Here is a 17,882-nt window from a genome sequence, read left to right as displayed (position 1 = left end):
TTATGCGCTAAAAAGCAATAGAATAAGCGGTGTATGCACACCGCTTAGTTTAAATCTTACTGACAAAACCTTCGTTAAGTACTCTAACTTCGCGTTGCGGGAATGGTATTGCAATATCATGGGCTTTGAGGGTTTCTAGGATAATTAATAGCAAATCGCCACCAACCCGATTTTTACCATCATCAATTCCTTGCATCCAAAATTCCACAAACATATTGATGCCATTATCACCAAAGCTATCTATTTCACAGTCAGGGCGCTCTTCAAATGGTATTTCAGGGCCGCTAATAACTTGCGGGTGCTGGGCAACAGCTTCTTTAATTATTGCGACCATGGCTCTGACATCGGTGGCGTATGCCACACTAAAATCAACACGATAGCGCTGTTTTGGATCTTTATGCGTCCAGTTGGTCAACAGTGAAGAAATAAAGGTTTCGTTGGGAACCAGTATGTCTTTGCCGTCATAAGTTTCTAAAATTGCATGGCGCATTTTGAACTCTCTAACAAAGCCACTTTTACCGTTTTCTAACTCAACAAAGTCGCCAATAGTAAGTGACTTATCGAGTAAAATAATGATGCCAGAAATAAAGTTAGAGGCAATTGATTGCAACCCTAAACCTAGGCCAACGCCTAGCGCACCACCAAATACAGCTAGGGCGGTGAGGTTAACACCCATAATATTAAGCAGTAATAACGCGATGACACAAAACAAACCTACTTCAAAGAGTTTAGTAAACACTTCGCGAGTGCTTATATCTAGCGTTTGCTGGTTACGAATTATAACCTTACCAACATTGCTGGAGGCTCGCCCTAACCAAAATAAAATAGCCCCAAAAAACAATACCCGCGTGAGTCCATATAAGCTGACTTGGATATTGCCTAAATTAATGGAGACCGCTTCAAGGGTTTTAATAAATGCTGGCAAAAAGCCCAGTAAGTGCAACAGTAAAACAGGCAAGCCAGCTAGCTTAAACAGTGCCGACATAAATGGGCTGCTAACAAACTCTTTAATAATTGAGTAAGCAAACAATAAGATGGCAATGTTGAGTGCAGTATTCATTAACCACACTTGCAAATCAGCAGTGATGCCAATGGCGGTAAATATCTGTAATAAAATGATCGCCACTAGCGGGTAAACGATATTGCTGAGTCGAAACAGCATAATGTTTATTGGGTGATCGGACGCCACCTTAGTGTGCTTATCAACGCGTTTTTTAACTGTTTTTGAATAAATCCAGTAGGCGGCAGCGTAGCTGGTGATGATCACTAATAATTGCAGATAGGTTGCTTGTTGACTAAGCATTGATTGGATCAATAACCAAGCAGATTCAAATTGCTTGGCAAAAAATTCGCTATCCATAAGTCATACTTTTTTAGATAAAATTAGATGCTTTACTATGGCTGATAAGTTTGCAAATTTACAGAATAATTAGCCAGACTTTGCTCAACCTTCAACAGGTGTTAGTTAATAGAATTGTTACTTGAGTATGCCGCTAAACAAGAGAGCAGGGAATGACCACGGTGTTATAACGCCAGTATTGCATCGCGATTACTTGGCGACCAAGCTTTATCTGCCGCTTGTTGTTGCGTGAGCCAAATAAAGTTAGTGTGCTCATTGGGATCTAATTTGATGGCGATATCATCGGGTACGCAAATACTAAAAACATATTCGGTATTAATTAACGCGTTGGCTTGATAGCGATGTCGCCATGACTCTCTAATTGTATATTGGTTGGTTTTTTGGTGATCGCGAATGGTCAAACCCAAAGCGCGGGCATCGATGCCTGTTTCTTCTAAAAGCTCTCGATACGCTGTTGTTAAAGGTGTTTCGCCTTCATCAATACCACCGGTCACTGATTGCCAAAAATTGGCATCATCGGTACGTTGAATTAATAAACAGTCTTTATTTGCTTTATAAATAACAACCAGTACAGAGAAGGGTTTGCGAAGTGGTTGGTTATTTAACAAAATAGAACCTTAAATAGCGTATGTTGAATCAGTTTACCTAACTACGAAATGTTTAACTAGCCAGATCACATCACTAACAACCAAATACCCAGCAACAAGAGTAGTACATTCATTATTTTCAGAAACTGCGTAGTATTGAGTTTGCCCTGCAACCAGATCCCTAAACGATTACCACAAAAAGCAATCGGCAAGCTGGCAAGCGCAATTAACGCCCACTTTATTTCGATTAAACCCAGACTAATAAAGCCTATCAGCTTGATGGCATTCATCATCGCAAAAATAATCGCAACAGTAGCTACAAACTGTTTAGCTGGTAATTTTATGCTGCTGAAATACATGATTAGCGGTGGCCCACCTGCATGTATTAAGGTGCTAGTGGTGCCCGCTAAAAAGCCCATAACTGCAGCGCCAATACGGTTATTTACAGCATTTGCAGTAAATTGACTGAACGCTAAGCTGCGGATCGCAAACACAATACATAACATAGCTATGGCTGTTTTTATTACAGCTGCATCGAGCCAGCCAATTAAAGCATGGGCGATTAACACACCAGTTAGCAAGCCCGGCAATAAGCGTTTTAGTTGCTGAGTATGCCATTGTCGCCAGTAGCTTTTTAAACTAAAAATGTCGGCAACGATCAGTATCGGGAGCATTAAGCCGATTGCAGCAACAGGGGGCATTACTAACAGCAACAATGGTACGGCAAACACCCCAAGCGCTCCGGCAAAACCCGATTTAGATACGCCAGTGAGTAATACAACAAAAGCAATGATCACTAAGGTTGTTACTGTCATTTGTTTCCTTACTTATGCTGGTAAATCAAACCATAACGCTTCTAGCTGGTCTTTAGCTGTGAGTGTTACTTGCTCATCGCTGCTCAAGGCGAATGCATCACCTGAGCTAAAGGTATCTGTATTTGCGTCAACAGAGCCTGAGATTACATGAAAGTACCCTTTACGGTTACTGGTTTGCAAGTTATATGGTTGCCCTGCATCAAGTTTTAAACGATAGATACTGGCATCTTGGTTGATGCTCACGCTGCCGTGTTCGCCATTTGGCGTAACGAGTGGTGTAAGCTGAGTTGTTTGCGGAATACTTTTTTGCTCATAGCTAGGGGTTATACCACGCAATTTGGGTTGGATCCAAATTTGTAAAAAATGCGCCGTTGCTGAATTTGAAGCATTATATTCGCTGTGCATAATGCCACTGCCGGCACTCATCCGTTGTACGTCACCAGCAGGAACAATGTATTCATTGCCAGTGCTGTCTTGGTGTTTTAATGCGCCAGAAATGACATAAGAGATAATCTCCATATCACGGTGTCCATGAGTGCCAAAGCCTTGGCCTGCGCGTACTTTATCTTCGTTGATCACTCTAAGTACAGACACCCCCATGTGTTTTAGATCATGGTAATGACCAAATGAAAAACTATGCTGGCTTTGTAACCAACCAAGATCAACTTGGCCGCGCTCGTTGGCTTTGCGTATATAGTGCATAACTTTACTCCTGATTAAACACGAATTTTAATAGCAGCAGTATAAGTGTTATGAGAACGATTAAAATCGCTTTTAAAAGGACTATTCGTTCTTGTTAATCGAATGAAAGCCCTTAATTAATTAGTAATCTAGTTCAGCCTGCATTACTTGATAGCGTAGCTCGCCAATGAATGTGCGAGCTGCGGGGCCAAGACGATCACCGTCTTTAAATAATAAGTGCATTTGTGTGTTGCGCTGACTGCCATGGCTGAGAATTAAAGGTTTTAACGTCCCTTGAGCTAGTTGCATTGTAATTGCGCTACTGGGCAGCCACGCAAAGCCAAGACCACGACTTATCATATCGATAGAAGTACGCATATGGCTTACTGTCCAACGTTGATCGGCACCGAGCCAGCCGCCATCTTGTTTGTTATGTGCTGCGGAGTCGCGTACTACGATTTGTCGGTGTGACTTTAAATCTTCTAATGTAATCGGGCGGCTAAGTGAATGAAGCGCATGGTTTGGGTGTGCAACGGCAATAAACTCAATATTACAAAGCTCTTCACTAAAGCCACTTTTGCCAGCAAACGGAGAAATTGCAATATCGACATGGGTGTTGTCGAGTAGCTCGTTAGCCCCAGCTAAAATAGACTCTAGCAGTTCGATACGTAGCAGCGGATACTGTGATGATGTGCTATTTAATACGCTGTATAGCAGTGATTGCGGAAAAGCTTCATCTACAGCTATGCGTAATTGACTTTCGATGCCTTCCCCCAAAGTTTGTCCTACCGCTTCTATTTTTGCCGCTTCATCTAAGAGGTAATTGGCTCGGCGCAGCATCATTTCGCCAGCTTCGGTGATCACCGTTTTACGCCCTGCAATGGTAAATAGTTTAATCCCTAACGCGGCTTCAATTTTTCCCACCGAATTATGAATACTTGATTGACTTTTATGAATTTTTTGCGCAGCTTGATTAAAGCCACCATGCTCCACAACAGCTCTAAACATACGCCATTGTTCTAAAGTAATTCTAAGCATCTTTATTGTGGTCCTCGCAATCGCCTTGAGCGCATGTATTTAATGATTCGCGTGCCTGTTTATCTTGGGTGAGTACTTGTTTTAAATCTTCTGTACGTTGACGCACAGCCACGCCATAACTGTGATCGTCGCCCCACAGTTTCGCCAGTTGTAGCACTGACGCTCGGTCATGCTCTCTAAATAAGTGCCCAGCACGTTGTGCATCTTGGGTTGAATTACCTAATAATTCCAGGGTTTCAACGGCTAGATTGATGGCCGAATCGACAGTTTCACGGTTAAAGGCATCGACTTCTAATTGCAATAACTGATAGGCATGACGGCGGTCGATTGCGCGCGCCACAATTTTTAAGTGTGGAAAGTGTTTGTGAGCAAGCTTCACTATTTCGAGAGTTTTGTCGGCATTATCAATAGCAATGACCAGTAATTGTGCAGTATCAGCTCCCGCAGCTTCGAGTAACTCTTTGCGCGCGGCATCACCATAATGCACAGTGTTACCAAAGCGGCGCAGTAAATCAATTTGACTCGGACTGTGATCGAGGACGCTGATATCATAACCTTGGGTACTCAATAAGCGCCCTATAATTTGCCCAAAGCGACCGTAGCCGGCGATGATCACATGCTTTGCTGGGCTGATTTGTTCAGGCTTATCAAAATCAGGTTTGGTTGTTGTGTTGCTACGTTTTTGTAAGGTGTCGTAAAACATTAATAGTAGCGGCGCTATTAGCATGGAGATGGCCACCACCAAAGTGGTTAAACTGCTTTGTTCAGGGGTTAGTATCTGTAAGCTGTTGGTCATGGTGAGTAAGACAAAAGCAAATTCACCACCTTGTGCTAGGGCTAAAGTGAACAACAGTTGCTGGGTATGATGAATTTTAAAAATCCGTGCTAAGGCATAGAGCACGGCTGCTTTTACTAATATCAGTGTAACAACGAGCAGCGCCACTATAGCAAATTGGTTAAATAACAAGGCAAAATCAATCGAGGCGCCTACAGCGACAAAAAATAAGCCAAGTAACAAGCCTTTAAATGGCTCTATATCGGCTTCCAGTTCGTGGCGAAATTCACTTTCAGCCAAGACTACACCGGCTAAAAAAGTCCCCAGCGCCGGAGATAAGCCGACACTTTGCATGATCAGTGCAATCGCAACCACTAAAAATAACGCAAACACAGTGAATATCTCACGCATGCGCGTTTCAGCAATGTATCTAAATAACGGCGCAGAAATATATTTACCAGCGAGTATGATGGCTGCGATCACCGTAACGGATGCGGTAACTTGGCCCCACACTGGCCAATCGGCTGTGAGTGAGTGACTCATGCTGGTGGCGTTTAATGGTGGCTCAAACGCAAGCAGTGGCAGTAAAGCTAAAATGGGAATAACCGCAATATCTTGGAATAACAACACCGAAAATGCGTTTTGTCCGGCTTCATTCTTTAGCCAGCCTTTCTCTTCAAGGCTTTGCAATACAATGGCGGTTGATGAAAGTGCCAGCATTAAACCAATTGCTAGGGCGCTTTGCCAGTGCATGGCGAGCAGCCAATAACAAATAGCAAAGATCACCGTGGCGGTGAGGGTCACTTGCAGACCACCGAGTCCCAAAATTGAATGGCGTAATTTCCAAAGCCTAGCGGGTTGTAGTTCTAACCCCACTAAAAACAGCATCATCACTACACCAAACTCAGCAAAGTGCATTACTGAGGTTTGATCGCCTACTAAACCCAGTATAAATGGGCCGATTAGTATTCCTGCTAACAAATAGCCAAGTACAGAGCCTAAGCCTAGCCGTTTGGCGATAGGCACGGCAACAATGGCTGCGGCTAAATAAATTAATGCGATCTCTAACATGCTGGTCCTTTGCTAATACTGGCTAACTTATTATGCCTTAAAATACTGTTTACTATAGCGGAATAAATTCTTTATCGTCACCAGGGATTTTTGGGAAACGTTGTGTTTGCCAGTCTTGTTTTGCCTGCTCTAAACGTTCTTTGCTGTAAGCAACAAAGTTCCAATGCAAGTAAGGGACTTTAGTGAATTTGTCGCCACCGAGCAAAATAAAACGTGCGTCTGTAGCAAAGTGAATATCAGTATCTTGGCTGTCAAATAAAATAAAGTCACCGGCTTGGTAATCTTGTTGGCCCACAGTAACGCTGCCGTAAATTATATATAATGCGGTTTCTTGTTGTGGGTTGGGTGATTTTATTTGGCTATTGGCGCTGCCTACCACATCAATATAAAACATTGGTGAATAGGTTTTTACTGGCGAACTTAGGCCGTACGCTTCGCCAACAACTAACCGCATCATAATACCTTCATGAATAATATGCGGTAGTTGCTGTTTTTTCACATGACTAAATGAAGGCTCAATTTCGGTCATATTCTCTGGTAGCGCGACCCAACATTGTAGGCCATCGATATGATGTGGATTCGCTCTCACTTCAAAGCTTTCACGCTCTGAATGGACAATACCTTTACCTGCGGTCATCCAGTTCACATCACCTGGATGGATTTCTAAATTATTACCTAACGAGTCGCGATGTAAAATACTGCCGCGAAACAAATAGGTGAGTGTTGATAAGCCTATGTGCGGATGGGGTCTAACATTGATCCCTTGGCCAATCGGGAAGTCATTTGGCCCCATATGATCAAAAAATATAAATGGGCCAACCATTTTCTTATCAAAATGTGGCAGTACGCGCTTTACATCTAAGCCACCAATATCATGGGTGGTAGGATTGAGAACTTTAGCCATTATTTTATCCCTTATGTTGAGCAAAAATCAGAGCACAGCGTATTATTGCACTGTGCTGTTACACTGTGACAGTTGATTACTTACGATTTAACAATAGATGATCAATGCTGAACTTTCCTGCGCCGTGACTTGCTAGCGCTAAAAATCCGCCGGCCATAGCGATATTTTTATAAAACATTAAAAACTGCATTTGATCATCAAGTTGCAAGTGGAATAACAAGGCACTAACAACACTAAAAGCAGCAAATGCAATGGCTGTTAATTGCGTTAATAAACCCAGTACAATTAATAAACCACCAATTAGCTCGAACGCGATAACCAGTGGTAGCAAAAATTCAGGTAAGCCTGCGGATGCCATATACTGCGCCGTGGCATCAAAATATTGTATTTTGCTAAAACTCGTTAAGATAAATAAAGTTGCCAAACCCACACGGGCTAATAAGCTGCTAACATTAGTGAGTGCTGGATTTTTTGAAATAAGCGTTAAAATATTCATACTATAAATTCCTGTTGTTGATTAACTATGCAGTGTTGCTGCGATGAATTAAGTTTATGTTCATTTCTATTGAGTTAAAAGTCGTTAATTTAGCGTTTATCATTCCTTTTAAGCGAATTTAAATGTAGGAGAATAAAATGAAGAAGTGGCTTGGTATTGGTTTATTATTTTTTTTAAGCGCATGTACTGATGTACAGCAGTTAGTAACTCATGATAATGCCAAACAACAATCATGGCTGTTGGCTGATAGTCTAGCGGGTAAAGAGTTTATTGATTATGAAATTTCGTTAGCCGCCACAGAGCGATTATCTGTTGAGTTAAGCTCTGCGGATTTAGGTGATTATTTTAACGTTATTGCTAAAGCTGACTCTAAACCTGTGTACACCAGCTCTACCCATGGCAATAAAATGAGCCAAGTAATAGCAGCCTCAGGTGATTACATTATACGTGTTTACTCAAGTACACAGCCATCAGAGCAAAGTGAGAGCGCCGATTTCACCCTACAGGTACAAATTGGTGAACAGCCTAAAGTGGTGAAAAAGCGCATGCACCCAAGCTGGGATGCAGATGGCGATGGTATTAATGACTGTGAAAAGGACGGCAGTTGTGACCACACGATTGATTACACCCAACCAAAACCAAAAACGGCCAATTAAGTGACCGTTTTTACATTAAACTGCAGCAGTTACTCTGGTTAGTCTAGCTTTACTGGGCCATTGATATTATCGATGCTCAAATCACCTGAGTCAGCGTCAATAATGGTTAAGCCCTTAGCATGATTAACGCGGATACTGCCTGAGCCATCCTCGATGGTAACCAAGCCATTGATGTGCTCTGCGAAAATATCACCAGAGCCATCTTCAATCGTTAAGTAACTACCTAGCTGTTTAGCAGAGATACTGCCTGAGTTATCGTCTATATCGACACTGCCGGTGATATTGGTAAGGGTTATGTCACCCGAATCATCTTCAATAATTATATTGCCAGCAACGTTATCTACCGTAATGCTGCCAGAATCATCGCTGATTTTGAGATTGCCGGTGATGTTTTGTATATCAATGTCACCTGAATCATCATCAATAGTGACATTATGACCTTGATCTATACGAATGCTCCCTGAGTCGTCATCGATATTGATATTACCTAGTACACCAGCGATATTTATATCGCCAGAGTCATCGTCAATCTCAAGGCTAAATGAGCTTGGCACGGTGACAATTAAATCGATACTCGGTGAGCTGCCTTGGTATACCACCATTCCTGACGGGCTGTAACTTTTAGCTATGAGCACGGCTTTGCCGCCTTTTTGTTCAAGAGTTAGCGTATAAGGGTCATCACTTTTAGCCGTGTAAATAGTGGCATCTACAGTGATTTCAGTCGCAGTGTGTGAGCCAATGACTTGAACCGAGCCGGCTTCACTTTCAATATCGAGTTGCTGTAACTGTGCGGCAGATAAAGAGCGTTGCTGCTGTTGTTGTATGTTGGCACTTGCAGTTGAAATATGCACTATGCAGCCACTTAACAATAGTAAACCGGTGGCGATAGGCAGTGCTTTAGTTAATAAAGAAAGAGGTTTGTTAGTCATTATTTGAGTACTCGTTTTTAGTTAGACATTCCATATAAGCTAGTAATAGCAAAAACGAAGCCAAAAATTAAGCGTTTGTTTTATAGTTATTTTTATTATGAAGGTGAAATTGGCTGACTATAAAATAGTGCATAGTGCTAATTAGTAGTGAAACTGAAAAGTGGTTAGCAGGTGCTAACCACTCGGTTATAAGTTAATTATTCAGGTGCTACATCTAAGGTGGTAAATAACGAATAACGTACGCTATCGATACCTTTTTCAGTTGCATCTTCGCTCACACTTGCTTCAATCAGGTATAAACCTGGATGTTGCCATGTGTTAGTGAAAAAACCGTCTTTATCTGTGGTTACTTTAACTTCGCCACGCTCGTTACGATAACGTGTATCACCTTTTAAAATGGCAAGCTCGATGTTTGCAGCAGGTTTGCCATCTTTTAATAATTGAAAACGCGCTTCTTCACCAACAAATAAATCATTAGGGTGCGTTGGACCGCTGATCTCTAAGCCTTGACCAAGTAGTGCAGGTTTTGAAGTACCGTTACGACTTACAAAGGTGTCTACAGTGGCAATCGATTTTGTGGTTTTAATATCGGTTGCGCCAGCTGGGATATCTTTACTGTCTTTAGGGCCAAATACACGGCCACGTTCGCCTTTGGCATCTTTATAAAAAGTCATTAGGCGCGGCTCTTGGCTCATCGTAATATGATAAGTACCTTCTCCAGCTAGTTTGACCGCCGCGGAATTTTTACGTTGTAGGTAATAAGCACGAATTTTGTCGCTGACTGGCTTGCCATCAGGGCCAATAGCCATGATCAGATTATCATCATATTCCGCGCCTTTTTGCTCTGGGCGGTATGCTTTGTCTGGCGCAAAAATTTCATTAGAAATACTGGCATCGATCATCACATAATGGGCTTTGTCACCAGAAAGAGAGGTGTGCGAAGGCACTAACCAGCGCGCGTGCGCATTGGCATAGCTAGACGCAAGAGCGGTAAAAGTAACTGCGCCAATCAGCGCGCTTTTAAGTAAATTGATTTTCATAATCTTTCCTTATTTGAATAATAGTTAAGCGTTTGCTTTATTTAACTTGCTGCGTCTGCTTGTTATTTGCTTACGATAGTGACAAAGCTTTGTGAAAACTCGTTTGTGCCATCAATGGTGATTTTGCCATCTTTGCTTAAATCGAGTTCTACACGGGTGTAATCTCGACCACCTTCTTCACGTACCACTTCTAAATTAAGTAAATATTTGCCCGCAGTAACGGCTTTGCCTGCTAAGTCAGTGCCATTCCAGTTAATGGTGTAAGTACCTGGGCGCTTTGTTGCACCGGTAACACCGTCAAAGTTAGCGTCACTTTTGCCGGCTTTACGCCACCACTGGCGTAAGTCTTTAAACCACTCTGCTTTTTCAACCCATAATGCCACTGTGGTGACGTGTTTGCGCTCTGGGGTTTCTAGCCACACTGCTACATAAGGGCGGTGATAAGGTTGCACGTCTAGATCAGGTAGGGTAAGTTCAATTTCAAGCTCTGCGGCATCTGCGTTAGGTTGAAATAAAGCCGCTGTAAATAAAACAACAGCGCCAATTAAGGTATTAAGTTTTAGCATTAAGACACTCCTTTTAGTTGCGGAACCCAGCATAAATAGATGACTGCCGGTGTCGCGACCCCAAGCACTGTTAGCCATATTCCTACTAGGCGTTTTTTTCTATTTTGAAATAAAATAATCATTCCGGTGATAGCAAACAAAATCATTAACACGGCTGATATATCAATTACCCAACTCCATGCTTCGCCGCTATGACGACCCTTATGTAAATCGCCAATTAAGCTTAAAAAACCGCCAGTTTGATATTCGAGGTTTAATTCACCGCTGATAAAATCAAGTTCAGCAAAAGCAAAGCCTGCTGGCAGTGGGTAGTCGAGCATCACCAATGCGTCCTCTTTTTCCCATTCAATACTTTTGACTTTGTTTAAGCCGTATTCAGTTGCTAGGTAAGCTTCTATTTGCGGGTATAAAGAGGGTAGCGTGGCTAGGTTTTTTTTCGCTTGTGCTATTAGCTCTGCTGGCAGTTGTGCGGTTAGTTGGCCATCACTTTTATCCCCTTCAAGCCAATCAACATGGTTAAGAACAATGCCGCTAACACAAAATAGGATCAGTAAAAACAGCAATGCTGTTGATAGGTAAATATGTAACGCACGGCTGGTGCTATATAAAGTTCGTTTATTTATTAACGGCATAAATAATATAGTTGTTTGCAATAATTGTTACATGGTAATCATTTGCATTAACTATAACAACTTTATTTACGAACTTTACATTTATTCGGGTTTTGAGGGGCGAGAGAGTAAATAAATCATCACCGCTATTTCTATGCTGGCAACCAACACTAAAACCCACCACGGCGGTGCACAAAGTAGCAATACAATAAAGCCAAGTGACATACCAACACCCGCAAACCATTTAGCTCTTATAGGTACTACTTTGTACTTTTGCCAATGGCGTAAGGTTACGCCATAACGAGGGTGATTAAGTAACCAAGCCGCGAGTTTTGGCGATGAGCGAGTAAAACACGCTAATGCCAAAATGAAAAAAATAGTGGTGGGCATTACCGGTAACACAATACCAATAATTCCCAGCCCAACGAGAGCTAAGCCGAGTAGTTGATAGCCAATATTTTTATAGGTAGCAAAAATTACCTTTAAATTCATGGGTATACTTGTGCCTGATAAAGTTAAAAACGGCTAAATGCTTGGCGATCACCATCGATCAATGCTTGCTCTTGAGTTGGTGTAAGTTCAATACTGTCAATCAATTGTACTAGATGACGCCATGCACTGCCACGCCCAGCACCTGCTAAATAGCGTGCAGCAAACTCACCGCTAAAGTGTAGTCTAGCTTGCACTTGCCTTCCTAACATTGCAGCGCCAACTTTGAGCTGATGAAGGGGAGGAGTTTAATCACCGTTGAAAATCATGATTCTATTGGTGTTGGCTGTTTTTGAGGTTGCTAATAATTGGCCGTATAGGTTCAGGGTCTAATGTCTCGTGTGGTATTTTTGAAAAAAGTGATGTAGCAAAAGTAAATCACCCAACCATAGTGGCTGGGTGATGAGGGTGATTAAAAATAATAACCAACGTTGATGTTAAAGCGGCGCTCTGTTTCATCACTATCACCAGCGACTGAGCCGCCAACAAAGGGCTGATTTTTAGCAAATACATAATCGAAATAGGTAAATAAGCCACCCGCTGCGACGGACACTCCTGTGACATTCATCCAAGTATCAGCGCTGTTATCGGATTTATCGTAAATAATCCCGTAGTCATTGTAAAACTGTAGGTTTGTTACTGGACCCCATTCAACGGGCACACTGTAAGCGATATTGGCATTAGTCATCGTCGCTTCGGCAGCAATACTGTCGTAAAATCCATATGCGCCGACTGCCATACGGTTGACGTTATCAATATCATATTGATACTCACCATGTTGCAGTTGTAAATTCCAAGCACCTATTGTGCTATTAAGGTGCACTGCCCACGCATGGTAATCACCTGCACGGTCAACGCCATCGTGTAACCCACCAGCTAATGCAGAGACACCTAGTTCAGTGGTGCCACTGTCGTGCTCAAAGTGGTAACCATAACGGCCTGAGAAGGTGTTGTATTCGCCAATTGGATTGCCAAGTGAAGTTCCATCTTCACCTTTAGATGCTGGGTCGGCATAGATACCTTCATCGGCATTTCTAAAGCCAACAACGTCGTATGAATAGCGATCACTGCGATCATCGACATAACCGTCAACACCCCCTAATTCATCATTTTTGAAAAAACCAAGATCGAGTTGCCAATTGTCGGCAATTTTGCGTTTAAATAGCACGCCTAAATCATGATCGTCTTCAAGGCCGATATAGTAGGTTGTACCAAAAAAGTAGTTGTGTGAATTATACGGCCAGTTACCAAAAGGAACTTTTGTGATACCCGCTTGTACTTGCCAGTCATCAGCAAAATCATAGGCGGCATAAGCGTATTTTACCGCAGTCATATAATCAAAAAAGCGAATTTCGGCATTCAGCGTAACATCGCCAACATCACCTGAAAAGTTCACCCGGAAAATGTCAAAGTCAAAATCGCCACCTCGGTTTTTGTTGCCATCATCATATGAAGTGTGACTAAAGTTGGTACGTACTGCACCACCAACACGAATACCTTGCGGTTTTTTTGTAACCTGACTATCCGCTGCAGTATCTTTTTGTTCTACTTGCTGTTGTTTGGCTATTTGTGTGTCAAGCTGCTGTTGTTTTTGCGCTTGTTGCTGGGATTTTTGTTGTGCTTCTTGAAGTTGTAATTGTAGTTGCTGCATTTGCTGCTGCAGTTGATTAAGTTGAGCTTGCATAGCTTCAATGTCTGAAGCGTATGAGGCGCTTGATGTTGCGCCTAGCATAGTCGCGAAAGCTAACTTTGATAGTTTAAGCATGATAAATCGCTATTCTAAGTATGAGTATCTATAGGATAGACTAATTGTACCTTTAACCCAAGTTAACTAGTCATGTGCTATAGGGTAATGATTTGTTTAATATAATATTTATGGACCGGTTATTCTGCAATTTTCCCTTCGGCAGCACGAGTAAGTACGCCAACTTCTAACAAAGGGGCTGCGTCAATACTTTGTGCGTCCATCATCGTTGCAATGCGCTGCATTGATGAAAGTAGTTGGCTTTGTTCCCACTCTTCTAACGCTGAAAACTGCTCGATAAAGTGCTCTTGCAAAGGTTGTGGCGCTGCTAACAATATAGATTGACCACTTTGCGTTAAATATAGGCTTACTCGGCGCTTGTCCAATTGGCTGCGCACACGAACCACTAAATTGCGATTTTCTAAGCGGTCTAAAATATTGGTAACCGTAGCAGGGCTTAAGTTTACATTTTGCGCAATGCGGCTAGCGGTAATACCGTCTGTTTGGGCTACTTCGGTCATAATTAATAGCTGTGGGCCGGTGAGGCCTGAAGTTTTATTTAATTGCTTGGAATGCAGATCGATCGCGCGGATCACTTTACGTAGAGAAACCAATAACTCGTCATATTTTTTCATTTTTTATCTCATTAGCTGCAGGTGTACAGTCAAGGCGTGATCGCAAGTAATAAATATTACACATCTAATAAATAGAGTTCAAATAGATGGATGTGATTAATGCTGTATTATTGGCTTTACGGTGTTATTTGATTGTTTTTTATTTTGTTTGAGTTGAAATGAATTTTTCTTAAATTATCATTATTTAATTAAAAGTTGTTGCCAGTTATTTTGTTTATAAGTAGCGACAGAGTGAAAAATTATAAATTTGCCATAAAAACTCACTAAATAATATTTACTAACAGGCTGAGTATTGGGTAAGGTGGGCTAGGCTTTTCATTTTTATGGGACGTATTATGAAGTTATCTCCATCTGTAAGCATTGAACAAACAGACACAGGCTTAGAGTATATTAATGTTGCAAGCGAGTTTTGTCGCGCTAAAATTTTCCTGCAGGGTGCACAACTCACTGAATTTACGCCAACCGGAAAAAAACCTTTAATTTGGGTATCAAGCGAGGAAGATTACCAAGAAGGTAAAAGCGTGCGTGGCGGCATGCCAATTTGTTGGCCGTGGTTTGGGGTTAATTCAAATCCGGATTGGCCAATTCATGGTGTAGCGCGCACTAGCTTGTGGCGTGCTGATGAAGTGACAGAGCAAGATGAGCAGATAAAAGTCAGCTTAACCTTGCCGATGGCCCAAGTGGATGAAAGCTATTGGCCGCATAAATCAAAGCTTAAAGTGGAGTTTGTACTCACAACTAAACTTGAAGTGCGTTTAACAACAACAAATTTAAGTAATCAAACCATTACCTTTACGCAAGCACTGCATACCTATTTTCCAACTCCTGCGATTGCAGAAACTCAAGTTGATGGCCTGCAAGGATCAAAATACATTGAGTTTGGTGAAGGTCCGTTTGATCAAAATGAACTGGTTGGTTTTGCTCGCGAAACGGATATGGTTTATACCCAAGCCGCAGACACGCAACGTATAATTACCCCTGATGGCATTATTGAGGTTGGCCGTGAAAACTCAAGTTCGTGCGTACTTTGGAACCCATGGATTGATAAGTCAAAGCGGCTATCTAATTTTGCCGATGATGAATACCATACAATGTTGTGCTTGGAAGCGGCGAATGTAATGGATGACAGTGCAGTTGTAGCACCAGGCGAAAGTCATACCTTAGCGACTACCATTCGTTGGGTTTAATACACCGGGTATTGTAGCATTATAAATCTAAGCCAACGTAGTAATAGGTTGGCTGTTAAGGAAACACAGTGTTCGAAAACCAGCAACTAGACGCCTTACCTCAACATCAACAAATAGTATATAAATCACTCGCAGATAAAGCGTTGCTGCACGCTCAGCTAAACTGGCTATTATTTTACATCCCATTAATGGTCGTGTTGGCGGTGATTTGCTTTTTTAATCAAGCTTTTGCAGCCTTTGCACAAACACCGCTATTGATTGCTTTACCAATCATTTTGGTTATATCGCTAGCTTATAACGTTGTCAGTATTCGACTTAAAGGGATTGCTATACGAGAGCATGACATTGCTTATCGTAAAGGAGTTATTTGGCAACAAGTCACTATTTTACCGTTTTCGCGAGTACAACATACCGAAATACATCGCGGTCCGTTAGAGCGAAAAATGGGCTTAGCTAGTTTGCGTTTGTACAGTGCCGGTGGCATGAGTGCCGATCTCAATATTAGTGGCCTAAGCCATGATGATTGTAAAAATATTCGTCAGTTTATTCAAAAATACATTGAACGAGGACAAGCCGTTAATAATGCAAGTACTCAAACCGATGATCATCCATTAGCGCCAGATGAGTCGTTAAATGGATAAGCTAAACTGGCAACGCGTCTCGCCGTGGGCGTTGGTTTATTTTATTGTGCATTTTGCTTTTCGTTTTGTGAAAGACGGCGTATTTAACCTGTTACCTATTATGATTGTGTTTGTAACTCAGGTTGAAGATAAGTGGTTTTGGGGGCAAATAGCCATAGCAGTTGCGGTTGTCGCGTTATTAATTTATTCGTTCGCTTATTACCTGAACTTTCGCTTTTGTATCACCGATGAGCATGACATTTTACTCAATAAAGGGGTGTTTAAAAAAGAGCGTTTAACGCTTAACTTTTTAAGAGTGCAAAACGTTAATATTGCTGAACCATTTTATTTTAAACCGTTAGGCTTAGTTAATTGTATTTTTGATGCTGCCGGCAGTACCAGCCAAGAAGCTGTATTACCTGGCGTAACAACCCAGTATGCAGAGCAGTTGCGCGAACAGGTATTAGCCTATAAAGCAACTCAGCAACAACAAGCGCATACAAAACAGCAGGCAGATGATTTAGAAAGTACTGAGCCGCAACAGTGTTTAACGTTGAGTAATAAAGAGGTGGCAAAGTTTGGCTTGATGTCGAACATGGCTATTTTAGCATTGGCAGCGCTTGCGCCTTTTATGAACGTGGTGTTTGAATTTCTAGAAACAGCAGTGATCAATCGTTTAGAGTCCTTCTATCAGCAACAAGTAGGTATATTGGTTGATGCGGCTGCACTCGCTGTTTTTTCAATACTTGTGCTAATTGTATTGATTGCGGTTTTGCTATCGGTATTGATGTCGTTAATTCGTTTTTATAATTATCAGCTTTACTTTCAAGCTGGAAAATTTAAACGTATTGCAGGGCTGTTAGAGCGGCATCAGTTATCAGTGAGTCTGGATAAAGTGCAATCGATAACGATTAAGCAAAATTTAATTGCACGTTTATTAAAACGCTACACAGTGCAGTGTTTTCAGGCCTCAAGTGGCGGCTTTGCAGCTGCGAAAAGCAAGCAAAGTTTAGTCATGCCAGTACTGGATAGCGAGCAGGTTAATCAGGTGTGCCAATGGGTGTATCCTTGGCTTGATCTTAAGGCCCTTAATTTTCATGGGGTTGAAAGAGCATTATTCATTAAAAATTGGGTTTTTTATGCCTTGCTACCAAGCTTGGCTTTTGCCGTACTAAGCCTGGCTGGTGATATGTTAACACCAGTGTATGCGCTGCTGAGTTTACTGCTTTTAAGTGGTTTAGTGTATTTATCGTATAGTCGTTATGGTTATCACTTTTATCAGCACGAAGGCCGTTTTTATGGTGTTTTCCGCAGCGGCATGGTGAGTGTGCAATATCGTGTATTTGAATTATATAAAGCCCAAAGTACTCGCAGTATTAGCACTTACTTTATGCGTAAAGGCGGTTTAAAAAGCTTGTCTATACAACTTGCTTCGGGCACGGTTTATCTACCCTATCTGAAAACAGCGCAAGCCGATGAGGTTATCGACTTTACTTTGTATCAGGCTGAATTTGAGCAACGCAGTTGGATGTAATTCATTACTTTGCTTGTGTAACCTAGGGCTGGCATTCTATTTAGTGATGCCAGCTTGAACACTCACGTTTTCTTACATTTTTACACTCTCTTTTTCAGCTAAATTATGGCAATAATGGATTTAAAATAAGAGATCAGGGAACAT

At 41.7% G+C, this 17,882-nt stretch carries 20 protein-coding genes; 4 read left to right on the top strand and 16 right to left on the bottom strand.

Annotated elements, in window-relative coordinates; all coding sequences use genetic code 11:
• Positions 1 to 49 precede the first annotated feature (49 nt).
• The 8 genes from ACMVDV_RS13295 to ACMVDV_RS13260 all read right to left on the bottom strand — a co-directional run bounded on the left by ACMVDV_RS13295 (position 50) and on the right by ACMVDV_RS13260 (position 7,727).
• Positions 50 to 1,360: a mechanosensitive ion channel family protein gene (locus ACMVDV_RS13295; protein WP_416158429.1), complete on the bottom strand. Its 1,311-nt coding sequence runs from the start codon at positions 1,358 to 1,360 to the stop codon at positions 50 to 52.
• Positions 1,361 to 1,524: 164 nt separating this feature from the next.
• The gene (gene nudB, locus ACMVDV_RS13290; RefSeq protein ID WP_416158428.1) at positions 1,525 to 1,968 is read right to left on the bottom strand and encodes a dihydroneopterin triphosphate diphosphatase; all 444 of its coding nucleotides are present in this window, start codon (positions 1,966 to 1,968) and stop codon (positions 1,525 to 1,527) included.
• A gap of 65 nt (positions 1,969 to 2,033) precedes the next feature.
• Complete coding sequence (locus ACMVDV_RS13285) at positions 2,034 to 2,762, bottom strand: sulfite exporter TauE/SafE family protein (RefSeq protein WP_416158427.1); 729 nt, start codon at positions 2,760 to 2,762, stop codon at positions 2,034 to 2,036.
• Positions 2,763 to 2,774: 12 nt separating this feature from the next.
• On the bottom strand, positions 2,775 to 3,464 hold the full coding sequence (locus ACMVDV_RS13280; RefSeq protein WP_416158426.1) for a pirin family protein: 690 nt from the start codon (positions 3,462 to 3,464) through the stop codon (positions 2,775 to 2,777).
• A gap of 120 nt (positions 3,465 to 3,584) precedes the next feature.
• Positions 3,585 to 4,481 (bottom strand): LysR family transcriptional regulator, encoded by an 897-nt coding sequence (locus ACMVDV_RS13275; protein ID WP_304181271.1) that lies wholly within the window; start codon positions 4,479 to 4,481, stop codon positions 3,585 to 3,587.
• A complete protein-coding gene (locus tag ACMVDV_RS13270) occupies positions 4,474 to 6,327 on the bottom strand; it encodes a monovalent cation:proton antiporter-2 (CPA2) family protein (protein WP_416158425.1) in 1,854 nt (617 codons plus the stop codon). The genes ACMVDV_RS13275 and ACMVDV_RS13270 overlap by 8 nt, the downstream gene beginning before the upstream one ends.
• Positions 6,328 to 6,379: 52 nt before the next feature.
• Positions 6,380 to 7,231, bottom strand: coding sequence for a pirin family protein (locus tag ACMVDV_RS13265; protein WP_416158424.1), 852 nt, complete (start codon positions 7,229 to 7,231; stop codon positions 6,380 to 6,382).
• Positions 7,232 to 7,307: 76 nt separating this feature from the next.
• The gene (locus tag ACMVDV_RS13260) at positions 7,308 to 7,727 is read right to left on the bottom strand and encodes a DoxX family protein (protein WP_304181276.1); all 420 of its coding nucleotides are present in this window, start codon (positions 7,725 to 7,727) and stop codon (positions 7,308 to 7,310) included.
• Between the two features lie 137 nt (positions 7,728 to 7,864).
• On the opposite strand from ACMVDV_RS13260, the gene ACMVDV_RS13255 reads away from it, so the two are divergent.
• Positions 7,865 to 8,383, top strand: coding sequence for a hypothetical protein (locus ACMVDV_RS13255; RefSeq protein WP_416158423.1), 519 nt, complete (start codon positions 7,865 to 7,867; stop codon positions 8,381 to 8,383).
• Between the two features lie 38 nt (positions 8,384 to 8,421).
• Here the strand turns inward: ACMVDV_RS13255 and ACMVDV_RS13250 are convergent, their stop codons facing one another.
• The 8 genes from ACMVDV_RS13250 to ACMVDV_RS13215 all read right to left on the bottom strand — a co-directional run bounded on the left by ACMVDV_RS13250 (position 8,422) and on the right by ACMVDV_RS13215 (position 14,397).
• Positions 8,422 to 9,312 (bottom strand): hypothetical protein, encoded by an 891-nt coding sequence (locus tag ACMVDV_RS13250; protein WP_416158422.1) that lies wholly within the window; start codon positions 9,310 to 9,312, stop codon positions 8,422 to 8,424.
• 197 nt (positions 9,313 to 9,509) lie between these two features.
• Positions 9,510 to 10,352 (bottom strand): DUF4198 domain-containing protein, encoded by an 843-nt coding sequence (locus ACMVDV_RS13245; protein WP_304181280.1) that lies wholly within the window; start codon positions 10,350 to 10,352, stop codon positions 9,510 to 9,512.
• A 62-nt stretch (positions 10,353 to 10,414) separates the two neighbouring features.
• A complete protein-coding gene (locus tag ACMVDV_RS13240; RefSeq protein WP_304181283.1) occupies positions 10,415 to 10,918 on the bottom strand; it encodes a DUF2271 domain-containing protein in 504 nt (167 codons plus the stop codon).
• Positions 10,918 to 11,550 (bottom strand): PepSY-associated TM helix domain-containing protein, encoded by a 633-nt coding sequence (locus ACMVDV_RS13235; protein WP_416159097.1) that lies wholly within the window; start codon positions 11,548 to 11,550, stop codon positions 10,918 to 10,920. The genes ACMVDV_RS13240 and ACMVDV_RS13235 overlap by 1 nt, the downstream gene beginning before the upstream one ends.
• Before the next feature lie 81 nt (positions 11,551 to 11,631).
• Entirely contained in the window at positions 11,632 to 12,021 is a 390-nt protein-coding gene (locus ACMVDV_RS13230; protein WP_416158421.1) for a YbaN family protein, read from the bottom strand.
• A 23-nt stretch (positions 12,022 to 12,044) separates the two neighbouring features.
• Positions 12,045 to 12,215 carry a hypothetical protein gene (locus tag ACMVDV_RS13225; protein WP_416158420.1) on the bottom strand — a complete coding sequence of 57 codons (171 nt, stop codon included), beginning with the start codon at positions 12,213 to 12,215 and terminating at the stop codon, positions 12,045 to 12,047.
• Between the two features lie 215 nt (positions 12,216 to 12,430).
• Entirely contained in the window at positions 12,431 to 13,783 is a 1,353-nt protein-coding gene (locus ACMVDV_RS13220; RefSeq protein WP_416158419.1) for a carbohydrate porin, read from the bottom strand.
• Between the two features lie 119 nt (positions 13,784 to 13,902).
• Entirely contained in the window at positions 13,903 to 14,397 is a 495-nt protein-coding gene (locus ACMVDV_RS13215; RefSeq protein WP_304181290.1) for a MarR family winged helix-turn-helix transcriptional regulator, read from the bottom strand.
• A 335-nt stretch (positions 14,398 to 14,732) separates the two neighbouring features.
• On the opposite strand from ACMVDV_RS13215, the gene ACMVDV_RS13210 reads away from it, so the two are divergent.
• The 3 genes from ACMVDV_RS13210 (at position 14,733) to ACMVDV_RS13200 (ending at position 17,738) form a co-directional block, all read left to right on the top strand.
• Positions 14,733 to 15,584, top strand: coding sequence for a D-hexose-6-phosphate mutarotase (locus tag ACMVDV_RS13210; protein WP_416158418.1), 852 nt, complete (start codon positions 14,733 to 14,735; stop codon positions 15,582 to 15,584).
• 68 nt (positions 15,585 to 15,652) lie between these two features.
• Entirely contained in the window at positions 15,653 to 16,225 is a 573-nt protein-coding gene (locus tag ACMVDV_RS13205; protein WP_416158417.1) for a PH domain-containing protein, read from the top strand.
• Positions 16,218 to 17,738, top strand: a complete 1,521-nt coding sequence (locus ACMVDV_RS13200; RefSeq protein WP_416158416.1) for a PH domain-containing protein — start codon at positions 16,218 to 16,220, stop codon at positions 17,736 to 17,738. Before ACMVDV_RS13205 ends, ACMVDV_RS13200 begins: the two co-directional genes overlap by 8 nt.
• The last annotated feature ends 144 nt before the right edge of the window (positions 17,739 to 17,882 follow it).

Origin of the sequence: Pseudoalteromonas sp. ASV78, from assembly GCF_047806705.1 — a bacterium.
Taxonomy (GTDB): Bacteria; Pseudomonadota; Gammaproteobacteria; order Enterobacterales; family Alteromonadaceae; genus Pseudoalteromonas; species Pseudoalteromonas prydzensis_A.
The sequence above is the reverse complement of the archived record's forward strand: the minus strand, read 5'-3'. Positions and strand labels throughout refer to the sequence as shown.

What these genes read in the sequence shown, in the direction of transcription:
- ACMVDV_RS13295 (WP_416158429.1), bottom strand. Translation starts at nt 1,360, where the DNA reads ATGGATAGCGAATTTTTTGCCAAGCAATTTGAATCTGCTTGGTTATTG.
- ACMVDV_RS13285 (WP_416158427.1), bottom strand. Translation starts at nt 2,762, where the DNA reads ATGACAGTAACAACCTTAGTGATCATTGCTTTTGTTGTATTACTCACT.
- ACMVDV_RS13280 (WP_416158426.1), bottom strand. Translation starts at nt 3,464, where the DNA reads ATGCACTATATACGCAAAGCCAACGAGCGCGGCCAAGTTGATCTTGGT.
- ACMVDV_RS13275 (WP_304181271.1), bottom strand. Translation starts at nt 4,481, where the DNA reads ATGCTTAGAATTACTTTAGAACAATGGCGTATGTTTAGAGCTGTTGTG.
- ACMVDV_RS13270 (WP_416158425.1), bottom strand. Translation starts at nt 6,327, where the DNA reads ATGTTAGAGATCGCATTAATTTATTTAGCCGCAGCCATTGTTGCCGTG.
- ACMVDV_RS13265 (WP_416158424.1), bottom strand. Translation starts at nt 7,231, where the DNA reads ATGGCTAAAGTTCTCAATCCTACCACCCATGATATTGGTGGCTTAGAT.
- ACMVDV_RS13260 (WP_304181276.1), bottom strand. Translation starts at nt 7,727, where the DNA reads ATGAATATTTTAACGCTTATTTCAAAAAATCCAGCACTCACTAATGTT.
- ACMVDV_RS13255 (WP_416158423.1), top strand. Translation starts at nt 7,865, where the DNA reads ATGAAGAAGTGGCTTGGTATTGGTTTATTATTTTTTTTAAGCGCATGT.
- ACMVDV_RS13250 (WP_416158422.1), bottom strand. Translation starts at nt 9,312, where the DNA reads ATGACTAACAAACCTCTTTCTTTATTAACTAAAGCACTGCCTATCGCC.
- ACMVDV_RS13245 (WP_304181280.1), bottom strand. Translation starts at nt 10,352, where the DNA reads ATGAAAATCAATTTACTTAAAAGCGCGCTGATTGGCGCAGTTACTTTT.
- ACMVDV_RS13240 (WP_304181283.1), bottom strand. Translation starts at nt 10,918, where the DNA reads ATGCTAAAACTTAATACCTTAATTGGCGCTGTTGTTTTATTTACAGCG.
- ACMVDV_RS13235 (WP_416159097.1), bottom strand. Translation starts at nt 11,550, where the DNA reads ATGCCGTTAATAAATAAACGAACTTTATATAGCACCAGCCGTGCGTTA.
- ACMVDV_RS13230 (WP_416158421.1), bottom strand. Translation starts at nt 12,021, where the DNA reads ATGAATTTAAAGGTAATTTTTGCTACCTATAAAAATATTGGCTATCAA.
- ACMVDV_RS13220 (WP_416158419.1), bottom strand. Translation starts at nt 13,783, where the DNA reads ATGCTTAAACTATCAAAGTTAGCTTTCGCGACTATGCTAGGCGCAACA.
- ACMVDV_RS13215 (WP_304181290.1), bottom strand. Translation starts at nt 14,397, where the DNA reads ATGAAAAAATATGACGAGTTATTGGTTTCTCTACGTAAAGTGATCCGC.
- ACMVDV_RS13210 (WP_416158418.1), top strand. Translation starts at nt 14,733, where the DNA reads ATGAAGTTATCTCCATCTGTAAGCATTGAACAAACAGACACAGGCTTA.
- ACMVDV_RS13200 (WP_416158416.1), top strand. Translation starts at nt 16,218, where the DNA reads ATGGATAAGCTAAACTGGCAACGCGTCTCGCCGTGGGCGTTGGTTTAT.